The sequence below is a fragment of the Pseudomonas sp. NPDC077186 genome (assembly GCF_044543505.1).
Taxonomy (GTDB): domain Bacteria; phylum Pseudomonadota; class Gammaproteobacteria; order Pseudomonadales; family Pseudomonadaceae; genus Aquipseudomonas.
On the sequence record NZ_JBITWE010000004.1, the window covers coordinates 452,301 to 477,656 of the forward strand.

26 protein-coding genes are annotated in these 25,356 nt (G+C 66.1%); 16 read left to right on the forward strand and 10 right to left on the reverse strand.

What is annotated here, in order from left to right; genetic code table 11:
• Positions 1-78: 78 nt before the first annotated feature.
• From ACIGKL_RS17660 to ACIGKL_RS17730, 15 genes are all read left to right on the forward strand, one after another.
• Entirely contained in the window at positions 79-639 is a 561-nt protein-coding gene (locus ACIGKL_RS17660; RefSeq protein WP_397487773.1) for a TetR/AcrR family transcriptional regulator, read from the forward strand.
• A gap of 50 nt (positions 640-689) precedes the next feature.
• Entirely contained in the window at positions 690-1,346 is a 657-nt protein-coding gene (locus ACIGKL_RS17665; protein WP_397487774.1) for a YceH family protein, read from the forward strand.
• A gap of 32 nt (positions 1,347-1,378) precedes the next feature.
• A complete protein-coding gene (locus tag ACIGKL_RS17670) occupies positions 1,379-1,684 on the forward strand; it encodes an I78 family peptidase inhibitor (protein ID WP_397487775.1) in 306 nt (101 codons plus the stop codon).
• 96 nt (positions 1,685-1,780) lie between these two features.
• Entirely contained in the window at positions 1,781-2,233 is a 453-nt protein-coding gene (locus tag ACIGKL_RS17675) for a MarR family winged helix-turn-helix transcriptional regulator (protein ID WP_397487776.1), read from the forward strand.
• Positions 2,234-2,539: 306 nt separating this feature from the next.
• A complete protein-coding gene (locus ACIGKL_RS17680) occupies positions 2,540-2,665 on the forward strand; it encodes a hypothetical protein (protein WP_397487777.1) in 126 nt (41 codons plus the stop codon).
• Between the two features lie 50 nt (positions 2,666-2,715).
• A complete protein-coding gene (locus ACIGKL_RS17685) occupies positions 2,716-3,141 on the forward strand; it encodes an organic hydroperoxide resistance protein (protein ID WP_397487778.1) in 426 nt (141 codons plus the stop codon).
• Between the two features lie 479 nt (positions 3,142-3,620).
• Positions 3,621-6,623 carry a molybdopterin cofactor-binding domain-containing protein gene (locus ACIGKL_RS17690; RefSeq protein WP_397487779.1) on the forward strand — a complete coding sequence of 1,001 codons (3,003 nt, stop codon included), beginning with the start codon at positions 3,621-3,623 and terminating at the stop codon, positions 6,621-6,623.
• Entirely contained in the window at positions 6,620-7,426 is an 807-nt protein-coding gene (locus ACIGKL_RS17695; protein ID WP_397487780.1) for an FAD binding domain-containing protein, read from the forward strand. Before ACIGKL_RS17690 ends, ACIGKL_RS17695 begins: the two co-directional genes overlap by 4 nt.
• A 2-nt stretch (positions 7,427-7,428) precedes the next feature.
• Complete coding sequence (locus ACIGKL_RS17700; protein WP_003461286.1) at positions 7,429-7,935, forward strand: (2Fe-2S)-binding protein; 507 nt, start codon at positions 7,429-7,431, stop codon at positions 7,933-7,935.
• A complete protein-coding gene (locus tag ACIGKL_RS17705; protein WP_397487781.1) occupies positions 7,935-9,467 on the forward strand; it encodes an AMP-binding protein in 1,533 nt (510 codons plus the stop codon). Before ACIGKL_RS17700 ends, ACIGKL_RS17705 begins: the two co-directional genes overlap by 1 nt.
• A 27-nt stretch (positions 9,468-9,494) precedes the next feature.
• Positions 9,495-10,298: an enoyl-CoA hydratase/isomerase family protein gene (locus ACIGKL_RS17710; protein ID WP_075747172.1), complete on the forward strand. Its 804-nt coding sequence runs from the start codon at positions 9,495-9,497 to the stop codon at positions 10,296-10,298.
• Between the two features lie 83 nt (positions 10,299-10,381).
• Positions 10,382-11,623, forward strand: coding sequence for a benzoate/H(+) symporter BenE family transporter (locus ACIGKL_RS17715; RefSeq protein ID WP_397487782.1), 1,242 nt, complete (start codon positions 10,382-10,384; stop codon positions 11,621-11,623).
• Between the two features lie 148 nt (positions 11,624-11,771).
• The gene (locus tag ACIGKL_RS17720; protein ID WP_397487783.1) at positions 11,772-13,070 is read left to right on the forward strand and encodes an OprD family porin; all 1,299 of its coding nucleotides are present in this window, start codon (positions 11,772-11,774) and stop codon (positions 13,068-13,070) included.
• Positions 13,071-13,366: 296 nt separating this feature from the next.
• Positions 13,367-14,338 carry an XdhC family protein gene (locus tag ACIGKL_RS17725; protein WP_397487784.1) on the forward strand — a complete coding sequence of 324 codons (972 nt, stop codon included), beginning with the start codon at positions 13,367-13,369 and terminating at the stop codon, positions 14,336-14,338.
• A gap of 361 nt (positions 14,339-14,699) precedes the next feature.
• Complete coding sequence (locus ACIGKL_RS17730; RefSeq protein WP_397487785.1) at positions 14,700-15,554, forward strand: AraC family transcriptional regulator; 855 nt, start codon at positions 14,700-14,702, stop codon at positions 15,552-15,554.
• 216 nt (positions 15,555-15,770) lie between these two features.
• Here the strand turns inward: ACIGKL_RS17730 and ACIGKL_RS17735 are convergent, their stop codons facing one another.
• From ACIGKL_RS17735 to ACIGKL_RS17760, 6 genes are all read right to left on the reverse strand, one after another.
• Positions 15,771-17,138, reverse strand: a complete 1,368-nt coding sequence (locus ACIGKL_RS17735) for an aspartate aminotransferase family protein (RefSeq protein WP_397487786.1) — start codon at positions 17,136-17,138, stop codon at positions 15,771-15,773.
• A 9-nt stretch (positions 17,139-17,147) separates the two neighbouring features.
• Positions 17,148-18,488 carry a glutamine synthetase family protein gene (locus ACIGKL_RS17740; RefSeq protein ID WP_397487787.1) on the reverse strand — a complete coding sequence of 447 codons (1,341 nt, stop codon included), beginning with the start codon at positions 18,486-18,488 and terminating at the stop codon, positions 17,148-17,150.
• A gap of 24 nt (positions 18,489-18,512) precedes the next feature.
• Positions 18,513-19,070: a helix-turn-helix domain-containing protein gene (locus tag ACIGKL_RS17745; RefSeq protein WP_397487788.1), complete on the reverse strand. Its 558-nt coding sequence runs from the start codon at positions 19,068-19,070 to the stop codon at positions 18,513-18,515.
• Positions 19,071-19,083: 13 nt separating this feature from the next.
• Positions 19,084-20,373 carry an NAD(P)/FAD-dependent oxidoreductase gene (locus ACIGKL_RS17750; RefSeq protein ID WP_397487789.1) on the reverse strand — a complete coding sequence of 430 codons (1,290 nt, stop codon included), beginning with the start codon at positions 20,371-20,373 and terminating at the stop codon, positions 19,084-19,086.
• A gap of 117 nt (positions 20,374-20,490) precedes the next feature.
• Positions 20,491-20,790, reverse strand: coding sequence for an antibiotic biosynthesis monooxygenase (locus ACIGKL_RS17755; RefSeq protein ID WP_397487790.1), 300 nt, complete (start codon positions 20,788-20,790; stop codon positions 20,491-20,493).
• A 20-nt stretch (positions 20,791-20,810) separates the two neighbouring features.
• Positions 20,811-20,957, reverse strand: a complete 147-nt coding sequence (locus tag ACIGKL_RS17760; protein ID WP_397487791.1) for a hypothetical protein — start codon at positions 20,955-20,957, stop codon at positions 20,811-20,813.
• A gap of 357 nt (positions 20,958-21,314) precedes the next feature.
• On the opposite strand from ACIGKL_RS17760, the gene ACIGKL_RS17765 reads away from it, so the two are divergent.
• Positions 21,315-22,262 carry an AraC family transcriptional regulator N-terminal domain-containing protein gene (locus ACIGKL_RS17765; RefSeq protein ID WP_397487792.1) on the forward strand — a complete coding sequence of 316 codons (948 nt, stop codon included), beginning with the start codon at positions 21,315-21,317 and terminating at the stop codon, positions 22,260-22,262.
• A 99-nt stretch (positions 22,263-22,361) separates the two neighbouring features.
• Here ACIGKL_RS17765 and ACIGKL_RS17770 read toward each other — a convergent pair whose 3' ends face one another.
• The 4 genes from ACIGKL_RS17770 to ACIGKL_RS17785 form a co-directional block, all read right to left on the reverse strand.
• The gene (locus ACIGKL_RS17770) at positions 22,362-23,510 is read right to left on the reverse strand and encodes an acyl-CoA dehydrogenase family protein (protein ID WP_397487793.1); all 1,149 of its coding nucleotides are present in this window, start codon (positions 23,508-23,510) and stop codon (positions 22,362-22,364) included.
• Positions 23,511-23,577: 67 nt separating this feature from the next.
• The gene (locus ACIGKL_RS17775) at positions 23,578-24,162 is read right to left on the reverse strand and encodes a DUF4157 domain-containing protein (RefSeq protein WP_397487794.1); all 585 of its coding nucleotides are present in this window, start codon (positions 24,160-24,162) and stop codon (positions 23,578-23,580) included.
• A 29-nt stretch (positions 24,163-24,191) separates the two neighbouring features.
• On the reverse strand, positions 24,192-24,791 hold the full coding sequence (gene recR, locus ACIGKL_RS17780) for a recombination mediator RecR (RefSeq protein WP_397487795.1): 600 nt from the start codon (positions 24,789-24,791) through the stop codon (positions 24,192-24,194).
• 236 nt (positions 24,792-25,027) lie between these two features.
• The gene (locus ACIGKL_RS17785; RefSeq protein WP_108486060.1) at positions 25,028-25,354 is read right to left on the reverse strand and encodes a YbaB/EbfC family nucleoid-associated protein; all 327 of its coding nucleotides are present in this window, start codon (positions 25,352-25,354) and stop codon (positions 25,028-25,030) included.
• Positions 25,355-25,356 lie beyond the last annotated feature (2 nt).

Sequence of the window (25,356 nt, forward strand, 5' to 3'; positions counted from 1 at the left end):
TTACTAAACGGTCGTTAGGTGAACGGACGTTATGCTAGGCTCCGCGCCAGGTCAAGCGACATTCCCCCGGAGAGAACCATGCGCTACTCCGCCGAACACAAGGCCGAAACCCGCGAGAAGCTGCTCGCCAGCAGCGGCGCCATCGCCAAGCAGGGCGGCTTCGCCACCACCGGCGTGGACGCCCTGATGAAGGCCATCGGCCTCAGCGGCGCGGCCTTCTACAGCCACTTCGACTCCAAGGATGCACTGTTCGCCGCGCTGCTCGAACGCGAGCTGAGCAACAGCCTGGCCCGCCTCGGCGCCAGCGATGGCGGGCGCGACAAGCTCAAGCGCTGCCTGGCCGCCTACCTCAGCCTGGCTCATGTCGAGCAGCCGCAGCAGGGCTGCGCCCTGCCCGCCCTCGGCGCCGAGATCGCCCGTGCCGACCTGGCCGTGCGTCAGCGCGTGGAAGACTGGACAGTGCAGCTGCAGCAGGCCTGGGCGGAGATCTTGGGCGACCCGCAACTGGCCTGGGCCATCCTCGCCCAATGCCTCGGCGCCGTGCTGCTAGCGCGCATGCTGGCAGGCGGCGAAGCCCGCCAGCAGGTGCTGGACGCCAGCCTGAATCTGCTCGAACGCACACTGGAGCCTGTCGGCTGAGGGCGGATACCGCTAGGCTAGAGGCTATTTCCCCGCGGCAGGATCCACTCATGTCCCATACCCCTTCACCCCTGGTCGGCGACACCCCGTTGCACGCCATCGAAGTGCGCCTGCTCGGCTGCCTGATCGAAAAACAGCTGACCACCCCGGAAAGCTATCCGCTGACCCTCAACGCCCTGCAACTGGCCTGCAACCAGAAGACCAGCCGCGAGCCGCTGATGAACCTGGAGACCGGCGAGGTCGGCCGCTACCTGCGCAGCCTGGAAGGCCGCGAGCTGGTGCGCCTGGTCATGGGCAGCCGCGCCGACCGCTGGGAGCAGCGCTGCGACAAGCAGTTGGAGCTGGTCAAGCCACAGACCGTGCTGCTCGGCCTGCTGCTGTTGCGCGGCCCGCAGACCCTGAGCGAGCTACTGACGCGCAGCAACCGCATGCACGACTTCGACGACGTCGCCGAAATCCAGCACCAGCTGGAGCGCCTGATCGGCCGTGGCCTGGTGGTGCTGCTGCCGCGCCAGAACGGCCAGCGCGAGGATCGCTACATGCACCTGCTGGGCGAGCCGGCCGACCTGGAAAGCCTGCTGGCCAACCGCCCCAGCTCGCGCAGCGAGACCTCGGCACCTAACGACGAGCGCCTGGTCGAACTGGAAGCGCGCATCGCCGCCCTCGAAGAACGTCTGGCGCGCCTCGAAGGCGCGCAATCGCAATAATGCAGAAGATCATGGACAAGGAGCCCATAACGTTGACTCTCAAGACCCGTTTCAGCCTGATGTTCGCCACCGCCCTGCTCGCCGCCGGCTGCAGCACAGCCGATAAACCCGCGCCCAAGCCCGCCGACCCCAGCCAGGGTTGCACCTCGGCTGCCGTAGAGCACTTGCAGGGTCAGGTGGCCACTCCCGAGCTGCTCGAACAGGCCCGCCAGCAGGCCGGCGCCAGCACCGCCCGCGTGCTCACCCCCAGCAGCGTGGTGACCCTGGAATACAACGGCCAGCGCCTCAATCTCAACGTCGACGACCAGCGCGTCATCACCCGCGTATCCTGCGGCTAGCCTGGTCGAGGTGCGGGTAACCCCCGCACCTGCCTCTGGCGCAACGATCATTGGCGCGCTAGCTTTAAGCACACTCCCCCCTCACAGGCCACCACCATGACCACCCAAGTGCAGCCCTGCGCCGAGCTGCTGCTGGACAACCAGCTGTGCTTCGCCCTCTATTCCACCTCGCTGCTGATGACCAAGACCTACAAGCCGCTGCTGCAGGCGCTGGGGCTGACCTACCCGCAGTACCTGGCCATGCTGGTGCTATGGGAGAACGACGGCATTACCGTCGGCGAGATCAGCGCACGCATGCTCACCGACCCCGGCTCGCTCACCCCCCTGCTCAAGCGCCTGGAAAGCGAGGGCCTGCTGCAGCGGGTACGCAGCAACCAGGACGAACGCGTGGTGCAACTCTACCTCACCGACCAGGGCCGCGCCCTGCACGAGCAGGCCAAGGCGCTACCGGCCTGCATCCTCAAGGCCTCCGGCCTGAGCCTGGAGCAGCTCGCCTCGCTCAAAGAAGAACTGGTGGAGCTGCGCAGCCACCTGCAGCAGTCGCTGTAAACCAGGCGCTCATGCCGCCCCTCGCGTCTGACAGCGCTTGGGCGGCCTCCACCTCAAGGCCCATTCGCGGCCATAACGCCACGCCGCCCGAGCGTTTCCACCGCCTCTAGGCACCGTCACGCCTGCTTATGCCCTGTATTTCTAGGGCTATAGCGAAAAACTCAAAAAATTATCTTGCGCGCAAAATATATGCACACTACAGTTCACCCCATGGAAATGACTTGCGCACAAAACATTAGCGCAAAACATTCCACGGAGATCGCGCAATCGTCTCCACCGCCATCCATCAAAGCCCTGGAGAAAGCCATGAAAACCCTGATCGCACTGACCGCTACCCTTGTTCTTGCCGCCCCGGTACTGGCCGACAACGGCCAAGCCAGCCAGAACGGCAAGGGCCTGTACCCCGAATGGCTGATCAACCACGAAGGCTGATCGACCAATCCCTAGTCACCACCCCATCGCATCTCAAGAGGAATACCGTCATGACCATCGAAAACGTTCTCTACCGTGCTACCGCTGAAGCCTTCGGCGGCCGTGAAGGCCGCGCCGTCTCCTCCGACGGTGTACTGGACATCGCCCTGACCACGCCGAAGGAACTCGGCGGCGCCGGCGGCAACGGCACCAACCCGGAGCAACTGTTCGCCGCCGGCTACTCGGCCTGCTTCCTCGGCGCCCTGAAGTTCGTCGCCGCCCGCGACAAGCTGAACATCCCGGCCGACACCTTTATCGAAGGCACCGTTGGCATCGGCGCTATCCCCACCGGCTTCGGCATCGAGGTGGAGCTGCGCATCAGCCTGCCGGGCCTGGACCGCGAAGCGGCGCAGACCCTGGTGGATCGCGCGCACATCGTCTGCCCCTACTCCAACGCCACCCGCGGCAACATCGACGTCACCTTGACCATCGTCTGACACACAGGGGCGACCGCTGACGGCCAGGCCGTCAGCGGGCCCAAGAGGAAACACCGCAGCCATCCCGTATCGCTGCGGCTTGCCACTGAATCGCCATGCCGATTGCCATCGGCGTACCCCCCAGCCCCTGGTGCGATGTGGTCACCGCGAAGATGACCGCTCGCAGCGGCACCGGCCGACGAGCAGCTGTCCAGCGCCTGCTGCAACCAGAACTGCCCTTGTGGATCCGTCCGCCATCCCGGTGGACACCAAGGTGATCCAGGTGAACGCTCGACGACCCACCGAGGCGGCCCAAGCAGCATTGCCCATACCAAAGCGCGTCCGGAAGAACGCCGCCATCCTCACTCCGTCAGACTGAAAGGCAAGGCAGCGGACGGCCGGGCAGATATTCATCGGCCCGGGCAAGGCGGCCGGCCGCCCGGGATCCCTACTCTTCACTACGAGTCAATCGCGCACAGCGATAAACGCGAGAAGTAGTGATGAACCTATATCAGCCTGACCCCGTTACCCAGCACAGCGGCCATATCGGCGCTCGTCAGACCCGTGTCGAGGATGCTGCATTGCTGCGTGGCCTGGGCTGCTATGCCGACGATGCAGCCACCGCGCCCGGTACCCTGCACGCGGCCATTGTCCGTTCACCCCATCCCCATGCGCGCATCACTGCCGTGGACTTCTCCAAAGCGCTGCTGATGAAAGGCGTGCACGGCGTACTCATCGGTGAGGACATCAAGCGTTGGGCCCTGCCATTCCCGGTCGGCGTGCGCCAGCCGATGGAGCATTGGTGCATCGCCGTGGACAAGGTGCGCTACGTCGGCGAGCCGGTGGCGGTCGTGATCGCCGAGAGCCGTTACCTGGCCGAAGACGCCCTGGAAGGCGTACGTGTCGACTATGAGCCGCTGCCGCCGATCATCGACCCGGAGGCCGCCACCACCGAACAGGCGCCGGTGCTGCATGAGGCAGTCGGCAGCAACGTGGTCAACGAGCGGCATTTCCGCTACGGCGAACCGGAACAAGCCTTCGCGCAGGCGCCGCACCGGGTCTCGCTGAAGGTGAGCTTTCCGCGCAGCTCCTGCACTCCCATCGAATGCTACGTGGTGCTTGCCCAGTACGAACGCGCCACCGGCATCTACGACGTGCTGGCCAACTTCCAGGGACCCTATGCGCTGCACACGGTGATGGCCCGCGCGCTCAACGTGCCGAGCAACCGCCTGCGTCTGCGCACGCCGAAAGACTCCGGCGGCAGCTTCGGGATCAAACAGGGCGTGTTCCCCTACGTGGTGATGATGGGACTGGCGGCACGCAAGGTCGGAGCCCCGGTGAAATGGGTCGAAGACCGCCTCGAGCATCTGCAAGGCGCGTCCTCCGCGACCAATCGGGTCACCGAAATCGAGGCGGCGGTGCAGGCCGACGGTCGCATCACCGCCCTGCGCTATGACCAGATCGACGACTGCGGCGCCTACCTGCGCGCACCGGAGCCGGCCACCTTCTACCGTATGCACGGCAACCTCACGGGTGCCTATGCGATTCGTAACCTGCTGGTGCGCAACCGCGTGGTGCTGACCAACAAGACCCCCACCGGCCTAAACCGAGGCTTCGGCGGCCCGCAGGTGTACTTCGCCCTGGAGCGTCTGTTGCAGCATATCGCCGTGCAGCTGGATCTCGATCCGCTGGAGGTGATCCGCCGCAACCTGGTACCGGCCGACGCCTTCCCCTACCGTGCCGCGGCCGGCGCTCTGCTGGATTCCGGCAATTACCAGGCCGGCATCGATTTGGCGGTCAAGGACGGCGGTCTCGACGAGTTGCTGCGCCGCCGCGACCAGGCGCGCGGCGAAGGCCGGCTGTATGGCATCGGCTATGCCGCGGTGATCGAGCCGTCGATCTCCAACATGGGCTACATCACCACTGCGATGATGCCCGAGGAACGGCGCAAGGCCGGGCCGAAGAACGGTGCGGTGAGCACGGCGACCATCAACGTCGGCCCGCTCGGAGACGTCAGCGTGCACGTCTCCTCGACACCCCAGGGCCAGGGGCACCAGACCGCGGTGGCGCAGATAGTCGCCGATGTGCTCGGCGTGGCGCTGGAATCGATCGTGGTCAACGTCGAACTGGACACCCAGAAGGATGCCTGGTCGATCGCCTCGGGCAACTATTCCAGCCGCTTCGCCGGCGCGGTGGCCGGGGTGGTTTACCAGGCCGCGCTGAAGGTACGCGATCGCCTCGCCGCGATCGCCGCCGCGCAATTGCAAGCCAAACCGGAGGACATCCGCTTCGGAGGCGGCAAGATCTTCGTCGCCAACGGCGGTCCTTCTGCAGCCTTTCACCGCATCGCCGGCGCTACCCACTGGACGCCTGGCCTGCTCCCGCAAGGCGAACCGGGCGGCCTGCGCGAGACCGCATTCTGGAGCCCGCCGCAGCTCATGGCGCCGGACGACGACGATCACATCAACAGCTCGCTGTGCTACGGCTTCGTCTTCGACATCTGTGGCCTGGAGATCGACCGCGTCACCGGCGCGATTCACCTCGACCGCTACGTGACCTGCCACGATGCCGGCCGCCTGCTCAATCCCGCGCTGGTCGACGGACAGATCCGCGGCGGCTTTACCCAGGGGCTTGGCGCGGCGCTGATGGAAGAGTTCGCCTATGGCGAGGACGGCAGCTTCCTCTCTGGAACCTTCGCCGACTACCTGGTGCCCACTGCACCGGAAGTGCTCGAGCCGGTGATCCTGCATCTGGAAACACCGTCGCCGTTCACCCCCCTGGGGGCCAAGGGCGTCGGCGAGGGCAACAACATGAGCACGCCGGTATGCATCGCCAACGCCGTGGCCGATGCCCTCGGCCGCGCCGACATCCGCCTGCCGCTGACCCCCTCGAAGGTGCGCAGCATGATCGGCATCGACGAGCCGCCGCGGCCGGCCGGCATGCAGCAGGACGACGCTTTCGCCGCAGAGCCGGCCGGTGGTTCGGCCCTGCGCGCCAACGATGCGGTGGTGATCCCGGCGCCACCACAGCAGGTGTTCGACACCCTGCTCGACCCGGCCACCCTGGCGGCGATCATCCCCGGCTGCCATGCCCTCGAACTGCAGGGCGAGAATCGCTACCGCGCGGACGTCACCGTTGGCGTCGGCATGATCCGCGCGCGCTTCGAGGCCAAGGTCGCCCTGAGCGAATTGGACCCACCGCATTCGTTACGCCTGTCCGGCTCCGGCACCAGTTCCATGGGCTCGGCCGAGGGCCACGCCAGGGTGCGTTTCGTCGCCTTGGAGAACGGTCACACGCGCCTGGAATACCAATATCAGGTCGTCGTCAGCGGCAAGGTCGCCGCGGTCGGCAGCCGCATGATGCAAGGTGCCTCGAAAGTGATCATCGGGCAGATTTTCACCCGCCTGTCGCAGCGGGTCAGTGGCCAGGCGAGCGCCGCTGGCTGGTGGAGCCGTCTGCGTGCGCTGTTGGCCGGGCTGTTCGGCAAGGGAGGTGCGCAATGAAACCGGCTGCCTTCGATTACGTCCGCGCCGAGAGCCGCCGCCAGGTGCTCGATCTGCTCGCCGAGTATGGCGCGGATGCGCGCATCATTGCCGGCGGGCAGTCGCTGATGGCGGTGCTGAACATGCGCCTGACCCAGCCCAAGCTGCTGATCGACATCAACCAGGTCGCCGACCTGGACTATATCGAGCTGCGCCAGGATTGCCTGGCGGTTGGCGCGGCGGTGCGCCAGGCGCAACTGCTGGCGCGGCCGACGCTGGTCGACGAGGTGCCGCTGCTGGCCCTGGCGATGCCCTGGATCGGCCACTTCCAGACCCGCAACCGCGGCACCGTGTGCGGTTCGGTGGCCCACGCCGACCCCAGCGCCGAGCTGCCGCTGTGCCTGGTGACCTTGGGCGGCGAGATCGTCCTGGAATCGAAGAAGGGCAAGCGCGTGGTCAAGGCCGCCGAGTTCTTCCAGGGCATCCTCACCACCGACAAACGCGCCGACGAACTGCTCGTCGAGGTGCGCTTCCCGCTCAAACGCGAGGGCATCGGCTACCGCTTCCGGGAAATCGCCATGCGCCACGGCGACTTCGCCATCGTCTCGCTGGCCGCCTGTGTCGGCACCGACGAGGTGCGCCTGGGCGTCGGCGGGGTCGCCGACCGCCCGGTGATGCGCAGCCTGCCGCGCGGCGCGGCGCTGGCCGACGCGCTCAACGAAACCGCCTGGTCGCTCGACGCCCAGGACGATGTACACGCCAGCGCGGCCTACCGCCGGCAACTGATTCGCGAGCTGGGTCACCGGCTCATCGAAGGAGTCTGAACATGCGCGCAACCGCCGAACAACGTTTTCCCGTCCGTCTCGAGCTCAATGGCCGCTCGCGCGAAGGCCTGGCCGAGCCGCGTACCCAGCTGTGCGATTTCCTGCGCCACGACCTCGGTGCCACCGGCGTCCATGTCGGCTGCGAACACGGCGTTTGCGGCGCCTGCACGGTACTGGTGGACGGCGTCGCCGTGCGTTCCTGCCTGATGCTCGCCGTGCAGGCCCACGAGCGGCGCATCGAGACAGTCGAATCGCTGGCCGACGACGACACGCTGAGCGACCTGCAACAGGCGTTCCGCCGTCATCACGCCCTGCAGTGCGGTTTCTGCACTGCGGGCATCCTCATGTCCTGCGTGGATTTCCTCGAGCGGCAGCCCGACCCGAGCGAGGCCGAAGTGCGCGACATGCTTTCCGGGCACCTGTGCCGCTGTACCGGTTACACCGGCATTGTCCAGGCAGTGCTGGAAGTGGCTGCCCAACGCCAAACGAACGAAGAGGTACAACAATAATGTTCGATCTCGGACGCAGCTTCCTCGCTGCCACGGAACGCCGCCCGCTGGCAACTGCGGTCAGCGACGGCACGGTGAAAAAAACCTACGAACAGTGGTTCGCCGATATCCAGTGTGCTGCCCACGGCCTCGAGTCACTCGGGCTGGGCAGGGGTGATCGCCTGCTGGTGGCCATGCAGAACCGCTGGCAGATGGCGACCCTGCATTGGGCCTGCCAGTTCGCCGGCATCGTCATGACCCCGCTGAACTGGCGCTCGACTGCCGAGGAGTTGGCCTACTGCATCGAGGATGCGCAGATCCGCGCAGTGGCCTACGACGACGCCACCGTGGCCGCGGTCGCTGCCTGCACGGCCGCGCTCAATCTGCCGCGGATCGCCGCGGGTCAGCGCGCCGCGGACGGCGACCTGAGCTTCGCCGAGCTGTGCGCAGAGGCGCCGACGGCGACCATCCTGCGCGCCACGCCCGAGGATTTCTCCCTGCTGCTCTATACCTCCGGCACCACCAGCAAGCCCAAGGGCGTGCCGCGCCGGCATAGCGCGGAACGCGCCGCGGCGGTCGCCCATGTGGCGCAGAACCTCTATCGCCACGGTGAATGCACCCTCGGCGTGATGCCGCTGTACCACACCATGGGGGTGCGCTCGCTGCTGGCCATGGCGCTGATCGACGGGCATTTCGTCTGCGTGCCGAAGTTCGACGTCGAGGCCACCCTGGAGGCCATCGAGCGGGAACAGGTCAGCAACCTGTACCTGGTGCCGACCCTCTATCACATGCTCATCGAGCACCCGGCCTTCACCCGCGAACGGGTCGCCAGCGTGGAGAAAATCGGCTTCGCCGGCGCGCCCATGAGCGACGGGCTGATGCGCCGTGTCGAGCAGGCGTTCCAGCCGCAGTTGTTCGTCAACCACTACGGCAGCTCGGAGATCTATACCTTCACCATCGACCAGCAGGCCAGCCGCAAGCCTGGCTCCTCGGGGCGCAGCGCGCTGAACCAGCGGGTGCGGGTGGTGCCGATCGACGCCGAATCGGCACAGGTGCAAAGCAAGCCCATGGAAGAAGGCCAGATCGTCGCCGACCTGGCCAGCGACGAGGCGTTCGAAGGCTACCTGAACCGCCCCGAAGCCACGGCCAAGGCGCTGCGCGACGGCTGGTACTTCACCGGCGACACCGGCTATTTCGATGAGGACGGCGACCTGTTTGTCACCGGGCGGGTGGACGACCTGATCATCACCGGCGGCGAGAACGTCAGCCCGGTGGAGATCGAGAACGTGCTCTCACTGCACCCCGCCGTCGAGGAAGTGGTGGTGGTCGGTCTGCCGGACGAACAGTGGGGCAAGATCATCGCCGCCTTCATCAAGCGGCGTGCCGAGGTCGACGAAAGCGAACTGGATGCCCACTGCATCACCTCCGGCCTGGCCAAGTTCAAGCGGCCGCGGCGTTACCAGTTCATCGACGAAATTCCCAAATCCCCCGTTGGCAAGGTGCTGCGCCGCGTCTTGCTGGCCCAGCACCAGGAACAGGCCCAAAAAGGCTGACCGCTCACTATCCCGAGGACATTCATCATGCAACTGCAAGCGATCCAGCAATTTCTCGAAACCCCGTTCGACGGTTTCCAGGTCGAGGTCGATGCGGCCCGTGAGCGCGCCGACATCATCCTCAACCGCCCGCCGCTGAACGTCATCTCCATGGGCCAGCGCGACCAGCTGCGCCAGGTCTTCGAAGCGCTTGACGCACATCCGCAGGTGCGCGTCATCGTGCTGCGCGCGGTGGGCGAGCACTTCTCCAGCGGCGGCGACATCAAGGGCTTCCTCGAGGCCTCGCCGGAGCACGTCTCCAAGCTGGCCTGGAACGTCGCCGCGCCGGTGCGCTGCGAGAAGCCGGTGATTGCCGCCAACCGTGGCTACACCTTCGGCGTCGGTTTCGAGCTGTCGCTGGCCTGCGATTTCCGCATCGCCTCGGAGACCACTCGCTACGCATTGCCCGAGCAGAATCTCGGGCAGATCCCCGGCTCCGGTGGTTCGGCGCGCCTGCAGAAGATCATCGGCGTGGCCCGCACCAAGCACATGGTCATGCGCGCCAAGCGCATCAGCGGCGAACAGGCCTACGACTGGGGCATCGCCACCGAGTGCGTGGCGGACGCCGAGCTGGAAAGCACGGTAGACGCGCTGGTCGATGAACTGCGGCGCTTCTCGCCGCTGGCCCAGCGCACGGCCAAGCGCTTGATCAACGACAACGAAGACGCGCCGCTGAGCGTGGCCATCGAGATGGAAGGCCATTGCTACAGCCGCCTGCGCAGCTCGCATGACTTCAAGGAAGGCGTCGAGGCGTTCCACAGCAAGCGGCCGGCGGTATTCCGCGGCGAGTGATCTTCCCGTCGGGGCTTGCCTGCGGCAGGCCCCGGCAGACAACGGCCATACCGCAGTACAACAACAATCGCGGAGAACGGGTCATGCCTGGCAATAAAGCGAACACTGTTTTTGCACCACCTTCCGGCGTCTCAGCAGGCTATTCACTGCGAGAGGCATTCACCCTCAAGTCGGTCAGCGCCGGGGTCGTAGCCGCGCTGTTCGGCTGTTCCGGGCCGGCGCTGATCGTCATCAGCGCCGCCGAAGCCGGCCATTTGAGCAATGGCCAGACGGTTGCCTGGCTATTCGCCATCTACGTGCTCGGCGGACTGATCAGCATCGGCATGGCGCTGCGCTACCGCCAGCCGATCTGCGGTGCTTACTCGATTCCTGGCGCGGCGATCATGATCGCGGCACTTAGCGGTCTGGATTTTCGCGAGGCGGTCGGTGCCTTCATCATGAGCGGTGCGCTGGTCCTGCTGCTCGGCTTGAGCGGGTTGATCGGCAAGTTGATGCGCTGGCTGCCGATGCCCATCGTCATGGCGATGATCGCCGGGGCGATGATCCGCTTCGGCGTCGGCGCGGTAGAGGCAGTCGGCAGCGTTCCGCTGATGGCCGGTCTGGCGGCGCTGACCTTCTTCCTGGTCATGCGCTTCGTCAAGGCGGTGCCGCCGGTGCTGGCTGCCGGGCTGGTGGGCTTCGCCGCAGCCTTGGCTCTGGGCCTGCTGAAACCGGCGGATGTGGATATCGCCTTCGTCATGCCGGCTTTCACCACGCCCATGTTCACCCTGGCGACCTTCTTCGCCATATCGGTGCCGCTGGCGGCGCTGGTGATCGGTGCCGAGAATGCCCAGGCCACCGGTGTGCTGATGGTCGAGGGCTACAAGCCTCCGGTCAATGCGATGACCGTGGTGAGCGGTGTGGGTGGCATGCTGGCCGGGCTGTTGGGTGGGCACAACGCCAATATCGCCGGGCCGATGACGGCGATCTGCGGTTCCGAGCAGGCCGGCGACGATCCGCGTCAACGCTACGGGGCGACCCTGGTCAATGGCGTGCTGTTCGCCCTGTTTGGCGTATTCGCCGGTGTCGCCGTGCCGTTCATCCTCGCCTTGCCGCGCGAACTGATCCTGGTGGTCGCCGGCCTGGCGATGATCGGCGTTTTGCTCAGCTCGTTGCAGCAGGCCTTCCACAAAGAAACCGGTTGCCAGATCGGTGCATTCGTCGCCCTGGTGGTGGCCATGAGCAAGTTCAGCCTGTTCGGTATCAGCGCGCCATTCTGGGCGCTGGTGATCGGCGTGGCGGTATCCTGGGTGCTCGGCGAGTTGCGCCGTGAGCGGGCCGCCTAGAGCCGCGTGGCCCTCGCCGAGTAACGACAGAGCGCGCACTTCTTAAGCGCCGTAGCCCACGAGAGTTCCCACTGCCACACATGGGCCAGCATGAGGCCCGTGGGAGCTCTTTTGCCTAAAAATCGAATAAGAAAGAGAGCTAACAACGATGACCTTTGCCTTAACTCACCTATGCAAAGCCACCCATTGCCTGTTCTACACCGGCTTGTTGCTGGGGTTGCCGTTCCAGGTTTTGGCGGCCGACAGCGATCTTTTCAAGGACGCCACGGCGACCCTGCAAGCACGCAATTACTACTTCAGTCGCGACTTCTCCGACATCGTCGGGCCGAACCAGCAGTCCAAGTCCGAGGAGTGGGCGCAGGGTTTCATCCTCAACGTCAAGTCCGGCTACACCCCGGGGCCGCTGGGTTTCGGCGTGGATGCCATCGGCCTGCTCGGCCTCAAGCTCGACAGCAGCCCGGATCGAGTGAACACCGGCCTGTTGCCGACCCGCGAGAGCGGCAAGGCCGCCGACGACTACAGCCGTCTGGGCCTGGCGGCGAAGCTGCGCCTGTCCAAGACCGAGCTGAAGCTGGGCGAACTGCAGCCCAACCTGCCGGTGCTGACCTATTCCGATATCCGCCTGCTGCCGCCCAGCTACCAGGGTGTCAGCGTCGTCTCCAACGAGTTCGCCGGGCTGACCCTGCAAGCCGGCCACCTCAACTCCACCAGCCTGCGCAACGAGGCCGGCGACGACAAGATGCTGGCCATGCTCGGCCACCTGCCGCAGCGCGCGGCGACCAGCGATACCTTCAACTACGCCGGCGGCGACCATGCCTTCAATGCCGGGCGCACCTCGTTCGGCGCCTGGTATGGCCAGCTGGAGGACATCTACCAGCAGCGCTTCCTCGGCCTCAAGCACAGCGAGCCAGTAGGCAACTGGGTACTTGGTGCCAACCTTGGCTTCTACGACTCCAGCGAAGACGGCAAGCAGCTGATCGGCGACATCGACAACCAGGCGCTGTTCGCCCTGCTGTCGGCCAAGCACGGTGGCCACACCTTCTATGTCGGCTACCAGTCGATGTTCGGCGACCATGCCTTCCCGCGGGTGTTCGCCAACGTCAGCCCGCTGGGCAACGAGGTGCCGACCTTCGAGTTCGCCTCGGCCGACGAGCGCTCCTGGCAGCTGCGCTACGACTACGACTTCGCCGCCCTGGGCGTGCCCGGGCTGGTGGCCGGGGTGCGCTATATCCGTGGCGACAATGTCGATGCCCAGGCCACCAACCGCGGCGGTGCGCGTTACGAGGGCAAGGACTGGGAACGCGACCTGGATATCGGCTACGTGGTGCAGAGCGGCGCGCTCAAGGGTTTCGGCGTGCGCGTGCGCAACGTCACCGCGCGCTCCAACTACCGCACCGACGTCGACGAGAACCGGCTGATCCTCAGCTACAGCCTGACTTTGTTTTGAGCCCTTCCCGGTATCCCGGGTGATGGCTTGGCCCATCAGCCCTTATTTAGACGAAAAGGCAAATCGGCGGACGTAAAGACCAATATTCCATCGGGTTGGCAAGGCGTGCCCCATTGCGTGCCGTAACCTGACCATCCGGCAGACGGCTGATAAAACGCTGCAACGACAAAACGCAGGCATCACCGGGGATTTCCCGCACCCGTGCATGTCTGGACAGGGGCGAAACGGGCAACTTCGCGTCTGCTGCCTCCCCTGTGAAGGCACGGGTGATAGCGGCTCTACGAGGTACTGGAAGCATGCGCCATCTCGATCTACAGGTTGTCAGCCAGGCGCTCGACTGGGCCCGTGCCGGTCGTGCGTTGTGGTTCTGTACGGTTCTCTCGACCTATGGCTCGGCGCCGCGTGCGCCGGGAGCGATGCTGGTGGCCAGCGGTGCCGGCGAGCATGTCGGTTCACTCTCCGGCGGCTGTGTCGAGGAGGAATTCCTTGCCAGCCTGGCGCGTGGCGAGCTGCGCGAGCCGGCGCAGATTGTCCGCTACGGCGACAGCGCCGAGGAGAGTCGGCGCCTGCGTTTGCCCTGCGGTGGGGTGCTGGTGGTGCTGGTGGAACACCGCGCGCCCAGCGGCGAGTGGATCGAGCACCTGCAAGCCCTGCAGGCGGCCTTGCTCGGTCAGCATCGCCTGGTGCGTCATGTCGACCTTGGCAGTGGTGCGCTGCGCCTGGATCCGGACGCCGGTCAGGGTAGCGAACGGGTGCAAGTCGTCGATGAAACGGTGCGCATTCATGTCGGCCCGGTGCTGCGCCTGATCCTCGCCGGGCTCTCCCCGGTGGCCGAGGCCTGCGCCGCTTTTGCCCGTGCCATCGGCTGCGAGGTGATCGCCTGCGACCCCCGTGAGGAGGTCGAGCACATCGTGCTCGACGGCGTGCAGATGCAGCGCGTGCTGCCCTCGCTGTTTATCGCTGCTGGCGGCTGCCACGCCGCCACCGCAGTGGTGGCGTTGACCCACGATCCGCGTATCGACGACCTGGCCCTGATGGAGGCGGTGCGCACCCCGGCGTTCTACATTGGCGCCATGGGCTCGCAGGCCACCTCGGCCAAGCGCGCCGAACGGCTCAAGCGCGTTGGCGGCCTGTCCGACGAGCAGATCGCGCGCCTGCACATGCCCATCGGTCTGAATCTGGGCAGCAAGGCGCCGGCGGAAATAGCACTGGCGGTCATGGCGGATGTCCTGCGCGTGTACCACGGCAAGGCGCGTCATGCCTTGTGAGCAGGTCGCTGCCCTGTGCGCGGCGATATGCCCCGGATCGGCTCTACGACTCAAGGATAATTGTGCGCCAAGGTGAATCGATCAAATATTGCTCAACCCCGCTATCGAGGCTACTCAGCACATCCGGTGTGGTTTGGCCAAGATTTCTGGCCAGCGCTGCAGGGACTCGATGGCGATAGCAGTGCCCCTGAGTTCCTCCATGAGCACGCGGCTTGCGACGTGGAGGGTTCAGGTATCCACCTGGATATCGATACGCCTGCCGACCTTCGGCTAACCGCCCCGAGGGAAATCTTCCAAGACGGCGCAGAGAGAACCAAGCGCTGCGGACAACGCTCATCCAGTAGATGAGGGAGAACAGCTTATGTCAGACGCACAACGCGTATTTCATGGCAATTTCGGCCGAGTTGCCTTGTTGAACATGAATAAACCCTTGGTCATGCATACCCATTCGGAATGCCATGTGCTGGTGAAAGTGGCGGGAGACGACACCTTCTTCAACGTCCGCGGCCGTCAGGTGCCGCTGACCGACCGCAATGCAGTCTTGGTCAACGCCTGGGAACCGCACTATTTCGATTATCAGGCAGGTGCCGGCAATACCTTGATTCTGGCTCTGTACATCGAGCCGGCCTGGCTTGCCACCGCGCAACAGTCGCTCGCCTTGAGCAGTCGTCCAGACTTTTTTGCGCAATCCGCCATGGAACTGAGCACGCAAAACCGCAATCTGGCGGATCGCTTGATTGCTGAAATGCACAGCCCTGGCCTGGTTCCACAGGAGCGTATCGAGTTTTATTTGTTCGACTTCCTCATCCAACTGATCGAAGACTCCTCGCAGTGGCGGCATCTCTGTCGAATGGGCGCTCGTACCATCAATGACTACCGCGACGCGCGGGTACGCAAAGGTACCGACTATTTGCTCAATCACCTGGATGACCCGGCGCCAATCGACAATGCGGCCAAAAGCTGTGGTCTGTCGCGCGCGCACTTCTATTCCCTGTTTCGCAAGGACACCGGTATGACCCCCAACCTGCTGCTCAACGCGGCGAGGATGCGACGTGCCTTTTCCTGGCTCGACAGCGAGCGCAGTGGCACCCTGGGCTTGCTTTCCGAGTCGTTGGGGTTCTCCGAGCAGGGGCATTTCACGCGCTTCTTCAAGCACCATATCGGCGCCTCGCCGAGCCAGTACCAGCGGGTGGTGGACAGTTACCCGCATTCCTGAGCCATGGATCCTTGGCGGTTGCCGGAGCCCAGTGCACAGGGTTCTTGCATTGAAGCGAATGGCTGCTGCCGGTCTTGGCCGGCCAGAGATGACCAGGGCCGGCAGTGCGCTGGATCAGGCCGCCCAGGCGCTGAAGAACAGCCTCGAGTAAGCGGCACGAAGGCTGCACCTGTAGGAGCGGCTGGGCGGTATTCCGCTTCAGCCGCGAATTGCTACTCACACAGAGCTACGAACCTGTTCCCAGGTCAGGTCCAGGCACTTGCGCGCCTTCTCCACCAGCTCGTCGATCTCGGCCAGGCTGATCACCAGCGGCGGCGCGATGATCATGGTGTCGCCCACGGCGCGCATGATCAGACCGTTGTCGAAGCAATGACCGCGGCAGACCATGCCCACACCCACCTCGCCGGAGAAGCGCTTGCGCGTCGCCTTGTCCCGCACCAGCTCGATGGCGCCGAGCATGCCGACGCCGCGCACCTCGCCCACCAGCGGATGCTCGGTCAGTTCGCGCAGACGTTGCTGCAAATAGGGTGCCGTTTCCGTCCTGACCCGCTCGACTATGCCTTCGTCCTTGAGCAGGCGCAGGTTGGCCAGGCCCACCGCCGCCGCCACCGGGTGGCCGGAGTAGGTGAAGCCGTGGTTGAAGTCGCCGTGCGCCTCGATGACGTCGAACACCTGGTCGCTGACGATCAGCCCGCCCATGGGCACGTAGCCCGAGGTCAGGCCCTTGGCGATGGTCATCAGGTCCGGCTCGAGGCCGTAGTAGTCGCTGCCGAACCACTGGCCGGTGCGGCCGAAGCCGCAGATCACCTCGTCGGCGACGAACAGGATGTCGTACTTGGCGAGGATCTCTTTGATCCGCGGCCAGTAGCTCTCGGGCGGGATGATCACGCCGCCGGCGCCCTGGATCGGCTCGGCGATAAAGGCGGCGACATTCTCCACGCCCAGCTCGAGAATCTTCGCCTCCAACTGGTCGGCGGCCCACAGGCCGAACTCGTCCGGGCTCTTGTCGCCGCCCTCGCCGAACCAGTAGGGCTGCGGGATATGGGCGATGCCGGGGATCGGCAGGTCGCCCTGCTCATGCATGCCCTTCATCCCGCCGAGGCTGGCGCCGGCCACGGTGGAGCCGTGGTAGCCGTTCTCGCGGGCGATGATGATCTTCTTGGCAGGCTGGCCCTGGCACGCCCAGTAGTGGCGCACCAGGCGCAGCATGGTGTCGTTGCCTTCCGAGCCGGAACCGGTGAAGAACAGGTGGTTCATGCCTTCGGGGGCCAGTTCGGCGATGGCCTGGGCCAGCTCCAGCACCGGCGGGTGGGCGGTCTGGAAGAAGGTGTTGTAGAACGGCAGCTGGCGCATCTGCGTCGCCGCCGCCTCGACCAGTTCCTCGCGACCGTAGCCGACGGCCACGCACCAGAGCCCGGCCATGCCGTCGAGGATCTTGTGGCCCTCGCTGTCCCACAGGTACACGCCCTTGGCCTCGGTGATGATGCGCGGGCCCTTCTCGGCCAGCTGTTTGTAGTCGCTGAACGGCGCCAGGTGATGGGCGCGGCTCATGGCCTGCCACTGGGCGGTTTTCGGGTTGTGCATGGCGCCTCCTTACAGATACCAGCGGTATTCGCGCGGGTTGATGTCGTGCATGAAGGCCAGGTGATCCTGGCGTTTGTTCTCGCAATAGACCATGACGAACTCGCGGCCGAGGCCGGCGGTGACCCGCTCGCTGGCCTGCATGCGGCGCACCGCTTCGAGCATGTCCTTGGGAAAGTCGATGCCGCTTGCGCGGTCGTCGTTGAGCGGGGCGATGGGCTCGACCTGCGCGTCCAGGCCCTGCTCGATGCTGGTCAAGAGCGCCGCCAGCACCAGGTAGGGGTTGGCATCGGCGCCGGGCAGGCGGAACTCCAGGCGCAGGTTGCGCGCGTCCGACTCGGGGATGCGCACGCAGGCGTCGCGATCCTCGAAGCCCCAGCTGGCTTTACTGGCCGAATTGACCATGGCGCCGAAGCGGCGGTAGCTGTTGTGGTTCGGCGCGTAGATCGGCATCAGCTCCGGCAACAATGCCAGGCAGCCGGCCACGGCATGGCGCAGCGGGCGCTGCCCGTCGCGCGCCAGCAGGTTGTCGCCGGCCTGGTCGTACAGGCTGACGTGCAGGTGCATGCCGCTGCCCGGATGCTGCAGGTAGGGCTTGGCCATGAAGCTGGCGCGATGGCCGTGCTTGAGCGCCACGCCGCGGGTCAGCCGGCAGAACAGCGCCGACCAGTCGGCGGCCTGCAGCGGGTCGGCGTTGTGGCCGAAGTTGATCTCGAACTGCCCAGGACCCAGCTCGGCGGTGATCACCGTGGCGTCGATGCCCTGCAGGCGCGCGGTCTCGGTGATGTCGCCCAGCACGTCGGCGAAACGCGACAGCCGCTCGATATGCATGTTCGGCTGATCGTCGGCATCGCCGCTCAGGTCGTCGCGAGGGAACTGCGGCAGGCCATCCTTGAGCGCCTTGTCGAACAGGTAGAACTCCAGCTCGAAGGCCACCACCGGGCGAATGCCGCGCGCGGCCAGGCGCTGCACCACCCGCGCCAGCACCTCGCGCGGCTCGAACTCGATGGGCGCTCCGGTGCCGTCGGAGCTGATCAGCATCTGCCCCAGCGGCTGGCGTTCCCAGTTCACCGGCTTGAGCGTGCCGGGGATCAGCCGCCGCGGCGCGTCTGGGTCGCCATCGTGGAAGCAGTAGTCGCCGATCTCGTAGAGCCCGCCCTGGGCGCCGAGCAGCACGCAGTTCTGCGGCAGCTTGAGGGCGCTGCCGGCGGCGACCTTTTCCAGCATCTCCACGGGGTAGCGCTTGCCGTAGAAATGCCCGGGGATATCCAGGCAGATCAGGTCGACGAAGCGCACCTCGGGGTGGGCCTGGCGGAACTGGCGAACTTCATCGAGCAGTGCATCGGTAGTCATTGTTGTGGTGTCCAGGTCGCAGAATCAGGTGTAAATCCACAGCACCCGCGCCGGGGCGTCGCCCAGGTTGGCGTAGCGCAGGCGCGCATAGCTCGGCACCTGGAAGGCGTCGCCGGGATACAGGGTGGCGCTCTGTTCGTCCTCGCCCAGCCACAGCGTCAGCTGGCCTTCGAGCACGTAACCGCCCTGCTCCGAGCGGTCGCTCATCTGCCGCTCGCCGCTGCTGGCACCGGGTTCGAGCAGGCTTTCGAGCAGGGTGAAGGCGCCCTGCAGGGTCGGCGAGGCCATGATGTCGGTGATGCCGCCGGCGAAATACAGGGTGCGCCGCTCGTCCGGGCGGGTGACCCAGTCCAGCGCCTTGGGCCTGGGCAGGTTGTAGAAATAGGTGGTGGGCACGTCGAGCGCCTCGCTGATGGCGGTCAGGTCCGCCACGGTCGGCCGCGACAGGCCGCGCTCGACCTGGGACAGGAAGCCCACCGAGCGGCCGATGCGTTCGGCCAGCTCGTTCAGGGTAACCTTCTTGTGCTTGCGCAGGTCGTGGATGAGGATGGCCAGCGCGGCCATTTCTTCGTGCTTGTCCATCGCCGCCTCTTGATCAGAAATAGTCACGCAGTCGATACCAGGCCTTGCCGATGGCCTCCAGCGGCGCGGCCAGGCGCTCGCCGAAGGGAAACGCCGGATTGCGCAGCTGCTGGTACAGCGCCAGTTCGTCGGGCCGGCCGAGGATGGCGTCGCTGACCGCCCGCGCCGCCGCCAGGGTGGGCAACACGCCGTGGCCGGAATAGCCCTGCAGCCAGTAGCGGCCGTGCTCGCCGCCGACATCCGGGGTACGCGCGCGGGTCACGTCGATATGCCCGCCCCAGGCGAAGTCGATGGCGACGCCGGCCAGCTGCGGGAACACCCGTTCGAGGAACGGCCGGGTGGCCGCCGCCATGTCCTGCGGCAGGCCGCCCAGGTAGGTGCAGCCGCCGCCGAACAGCAGGCGGTGGTCGGGAGTGCGGCGGAAATAATCGAGCACGAACTGGTTGTCGGTGACGCAGGCGTTGCGCGGCAGCAGCGCCGCGGCGCGTTCGGCGCCGAGCGGCGCGGTGGCGATCTGGTAGGTGCCCACCGGCAGGATGCGCCGGGCCAGGCGCGGCTCCAGGCTGTCGATATAACTGTTGCAGGCCAGCACCAGTTGCTCGGCCTGCACACTGCCCTGCGCGGTGCGCACGAGGTAGCCCCCGGCATGCGCCTGCTGGCTCAGCGCGCGACTCTGCTCATGCAGCCGCCCACCGGCGCGGACGAAGGCTTCGGCCAGGCCCAGGGCCAGCTTGAGCGGATTGAGGTGGCCGGCCTCGGGATCGAAGAGCCCGGCCTGGTAGCGCTCGCTGGCGACCCACTCCGGCATCTGCTCGCGGGAGACGAACTGCAGCGTGCGATGGCCCCACTTGCGCGCGGCCTCCTCCTGCCATTCGTGCAGCAGCGCCACCCGCCGCGTCAGCACCGCTGTCCACAGGTGGCCGCGGCGGTAGTCACAGTCGAAGCCGTGGCGCTGCGGCAGCTCGCGCAGCTCGCCGGCGGCCCAGGCCATGCCGTCCCACAGCCGGCGGGCGCGTTCGAGACCCAGGGCCTTTTCCAGCGGCGGCATATCGCAGGACCAGCCGAGAATCGCCTGGCCGCCGTTACGCCCGGACGCGGCCCAGGCCACCCGGCTGGCCTCCAGCAGAATCACCCGCTTGCCCGCCTCGGCCAGGCGCAGCGCCGTGTGCAGGCCGCTGAAACCGCCGCCGATCACCAGCACCTCGCAGCGCTGCTCGCCCTGCAGCGGCGCATGCTCGCTCAGGCGATCGGCGCAGCTGTGGGCGTAATAGCTGTCGACGTGCTGGCTGGCGTGGCGGAACATGGGCGCCTCATGAAATTATCAATTTGTAATTTCATGAAAATCTACGCCGATAAATTCACAAAGGCAAGCCATGCCTCTGCCGCCCTCGCTCAGCACGCCGCGGACGCGGCCGACGCCTCAGGCCACCTGTTGCAGCGGCTCCAGCGCGCATTCGAGGCTGGCGATCAGGTCTGCGCCAATGGCCTCGGCCAGCACGCCGCGCAAGGTTTCGCCGGCGAGAAAGGCGTCCCGCGCCGCGACCGAGCGCCAGCGCCCCTCCACCTGCCAAACCAGGGCATCGCCGGGCAGCGGGAAAATCCGCAGCTCCAGGCAACCCGATCCATCGATGCCGACGCCATCCAGCCGGGCCAGGCATTGGCCCAGTTGCGCCGAACGGCGCTGGCGGGCGCGCAAGGTCATACGGTGAACGATGCACATGACAACCTCCTGGAATGCATTCAGTACAGGCCCGCGGCGTTGCGCTGCCGCATCTGGGGCGCGGCGTCGGGCTCGCCGAACGGCGCGCAGTCGCCGGCCGGCGAATCGAGCCAGGCGGTGGCGAGCAGCAGCAGGGTCAGGGGCGCGAGCAGCCATTTGCCGGACATGGCCTGCCCTCCTCGTGGCGAATGGGGCCCAATCACCGATCAGCCGGCGATAGCGCGACTGCCGCTGAATTGGCGCAGTGGCTTGCCTCTGTCGGCGCTACGGCAGGGCAATCGGCGATGCCTGCAGAGACTAGGCCGGCCGGCGTACGAGCGTTAGTCGATTACTGGCCAATTCTTGCCTAAAACTGCCAGCGCAATTTGGCAGAGGACGAATAGGAAAGGGCTGTCGCCATGGATGAAACACCTTGTTTCATCGGCGATTTGCCCATTCCTGGCGAATGCTTGCCTAATCCTGCTACCTCTCATGACTTGCCTGAAAAACCTGGCTAGGCTTCACCCTTGCTCAGGAGATTTGCCATGCAGTCAGCCTCCCCCGGTACCAGCGCGCTCGAGACCCCGCTGGCCGAACTCAGCCATGAACTGGCGCGCCTGGTCGAGCGCTTCGTGCCCGAAGACGGGGTGCATGTCACCGCCATTCCCGGCCTGAAACTGGCGCGGGCCACCACGCCCAGCCTGCCGATGCAGACGGTGTACGACCCCTGCCTGTGCATCATCGCGCAGGGCAGCAAGGAGATCCGCCTGGGCGACGAGCTCTATGTCTACGATCCGCTGAATTACCTGGTGGCCTCGGTGGTGCTGCCGGTGACCGGTCGGGTGATCGAGGCCAGCCCGCAGCAGCCCTACCTGAGCCTGGCGCTGGAAATCGATCCGGCGCTGATCAGCAGCCTGCTGACCGAGATGCCGCCTATCGCGGCCCCCGATGCCGCCTCGCAACGCGCGCTGTTTCTCGATCGCCTCGACCCGCGCCTGCTGGACGCGGTGATCCGCCTGCTGCGCCTGTTGGAAACCCCGCGCGACATCGCCATGCTGGCGCCGCTGGCGCTGCGCGAGATCTTCTACCGCATGCTGCTAAGCCCGCAGGGCCATCGCCTGCACGAGGTGGTCATCGCCGACAGCCAGAGCCAGCGCATCTCGCGCGCCATCGAATGGTTGCGCAAGAACTTCGATCAGCCGCTGCGCATCGAGGAGCTGGCGCGCGAGGTCAACCTCAGCCCCTCGACCCTGCATCACCGCTTCAAGGCGGTCACCGCCTTCAGCCCGCTGCAGTACCAGAAGCAGCTGCGCCTGCAGGAGGCGCGCCGGCTGATGCTGTGCGACAACCTGGAGGCGGCGGCAGCCAGCTACCGCGTCGGCTACGAGAGCCCGTCGCAGTTCAGCCGCGAATACAGCCGCCTGTTCGGCTCGCCGCCGCAGCGCGACATCGCCCGCCTGCGCCAGGCGGCGCAGAGTCAGGCGGCGTCCTGATAACCGCGCAGGGCCATGCCCCGTGGGAGGCGCTTCAGCGGCGAGCTTTTCCGCCCTTTTTGAGAATGATCGCGGCTAAAGCCCCTCCCACGGCAGGTTCTACAGCCCCATCTGCTTGGCGATGATCTCGTTCATGATCTCGCGCGTGCCGCCGCCGATGGAGAGGATGCGGTTGTCGCGGTACAGCCGCTCCACCAGGCTCTCGCGCATGTAGCCCATGCCCCCGAGGATCTGCACCGCATCGTAGGTGAGGCGGTCGGCGATATCGGTGGCGAAGTTCTTGGCCATGGAGATTTCCTTGATCACGCTGCGGCCCGCGGCCATCTGCGCCGCCTGGCGGTAGGTGAATTCGCGCGACACCTCCAGCTGGGTGGCCATCTCGGCCAGGCGGTGCTTGAGCACCTGGAACTTGCCCAGCGGCTTGCCGAACGCCTGGCGCTCGCGCGCCCAGCGCAGCGATTCGTCCAGCGCCAGCTGCGCGGTCATATTGGCCATGATCGCCAGGCTCAGACGCTCGCTCTGAAAGTTGGCCATGATGCAGGCAAACCCGGCATTCTCCGCGCCGATCAGGTTTTCCGCCGGCACCCGGCAGTCGTCGAAGAACAACTCGGCGGTGTCCGAGGCCCACCAGCCCATCTTCTTCAGCTTGCGCCCGACGGAAAAACCCGGCGTGCCCTTCTCGATCAGCAGCAGGCTGACGCCGCCGAAGCCCTCGCCGCCGGTGCGCACCGCCACCGTGTAGTAGTCGGCGCGCACGCCGCTGGTGATAAAGGTCTTGCTGCCGCTGACCCGGTAGCAATCGCCGTCGCGCACGGCGCGGGTCTTGAGGTTGGCCACGTCGGAGCCGCCGGACGGCTCGGTCACCGCCAGCGCCATGATCTTCTCGCCGGCCAGCACCTGCGGCACCACCCGCTCGCGCAACGCCGGCCTGGCCCACTTGAGCACCGGCGGCAGGCCGATATCCAGCGAGCCGAGCCCGGCCACCAGACCGCCGGAGCCGCAACGCATCAGCTCCTCGCTGGCCGCCACCTTGGCGAATACATCGCCCTCGTGGCTGCCGCCATACTGCTCCGGGTAGCCGATACCGAGAATGCCCGCCGCGCCTGCCTTGAGGTACAGCTCGCGGGGAAACTCCTCGGCCTCCTCCCAGCCATCGATATGCGGCTGTATCTCGCGTTCGACGAAGCGCCGCACCGAATCGCGGATCAGTTGGTGGGAATCATCGAAGTACGACTGAGGGGCGGCCATGCGGGGTTCTCCCGTTATTGTTTCGGTCACCCTAACCTAGCGCTTGCTTGGTTTTCAAGCGAGCGTTTTATTTCTGCTCGCGCAAGGCCCTTCTGACCCGCGCCTGCATCTCGTAGGCCGGCCCCTCCACGGACTGGAAATCGCGGGTGTAACGTTGGGCGAAGCCATCGCTGCCCCAGTCGCGATACTGCTGCACATGCCACAGCTCATGGGCCCAGAGCGCCACGTCGTGCTCGGCCGCCTCGCCGCTGCGAAACACCACCACATCGACCAGGGTCACGGCCTGCACGTCCGGGTTCTGCAGCATGAGGGTGGCGGCGTCCATCTCCTCGGTGATGTCCACGCGAAAGCGCACCTCGTCCAGCAACGCGGCATCGTAGAAAGGCGCGAGCTGCGCGCGGATCATCAGCGGTAGCGGCTCGGTGCCGGCCCGCAGCGCCGCCTGGCGCGATTGCAGCAGCCAGGACTCGAGTCGTGTCGCCGCCAGGTTCAGGCCGTCCTCACGCAGCCGAACCGGATCGGGCACGCACAGGCAGGAACCACCGAGGCAGACCTGCACCTGCCCGCTCGGACATTGGGCCTGTGCGGCAACAGGTGCCCCGAGCACCAGCAGCAGGGCGGCGCGGCGCAGGGCGGCGGCGATCGCGGGCATTGCAGAGAGATGCCAGAGACTACGGCTGATCAGAGGCTGATCGGCCGGCGGCCGGCCAGCGCATGAGCCAGGGTGCCGCCATCGACCAGCTCCAGTTCGCCGCCCAGCGGCATGCCGTGAGCGATGCGCGAGGCGACCAGGCCCTTGCCGGCCAGCAACTGGGCGATGTAGTGGGCCGTGGCCTCGCCTTCCACCGTCGGGTTGGTGGCCAGGATCACTTCGCTGAAGCTGCCGGCGGCGATGCGCTCGAGCAGTTCGGGGATGCCGATGGCCTCCGGCCCCAGCCCGTCGAGCGGCGACAGATGCCCCTTGAGCACGAAGTAGCGGCCGCGATAGCCGGTGTGCTCCACCGCATGCACGTCCATCGGTCCTTCCACCACGCACAGCAGGCTGTCGTCGCGACGCTCGTCGAGGCACAGCTGGCACAGCTCGTCCTCGCTCAGGCTGCGGCAGCGCTTGCAGTGGCCGACCCCTGCCATCGCCGCATTCAGCGCCTGGGCCAGGCGCAGGCCGCCGCTGCGGTCACGTTCGAGCAACTGCAGGGCCATGCGCTGGGCGGTCTTCTGCCCCACCCCGGGGAGGATGCGCAGGGAGTCGATCAGTTGACGGATCAGGGGGCTGAAGCTCATGGGGTTCCTACAGGTTCGTAGCCCGGATGCAATCCGGGAAAGATGTCACTGGGCATTCCCGGATTGCATCCGGGCTACACACTTGGTGCATTTGATCCGACCGCCACCACGGGGGCGATCAGACGGTATGCAGTACAAGGCGCGAAAGGCCCCGAGCACCGGAGTTTACGTCTGTAAATGAGGATGCTCGGGGCCTTTCGCAACGCAGTAATGCGTGCCGGCTGGGCGTCACATGCTCAGAAAGGCATTTTGAAGCCGGGAGGTAGCTGCATGCCTGCGGTCATGCCGGCCATCTTGTCCTGGCTGTTCTGCTCGACCTTACGCACCGCGTCGTTGACTGCGGCGGCGATCAGGTCTTCGAGCACTTCCTTGTCTTCCTGCATCAGGCTGTCGTCCAGGGTGATGCGCTTGACGTCGTGGCGACCGGTCATCACCACGCTGACCAGGCCGGCGCCGGACTGGCCGGTGACCTCGGCGTTGGCCAGTTCTTCCTGCATCTTCTGCATCTTTTCCTGCATCTGCTGGGCCTGCTTCATCAGGCCGGCCATGCCACCTTTCATCATCT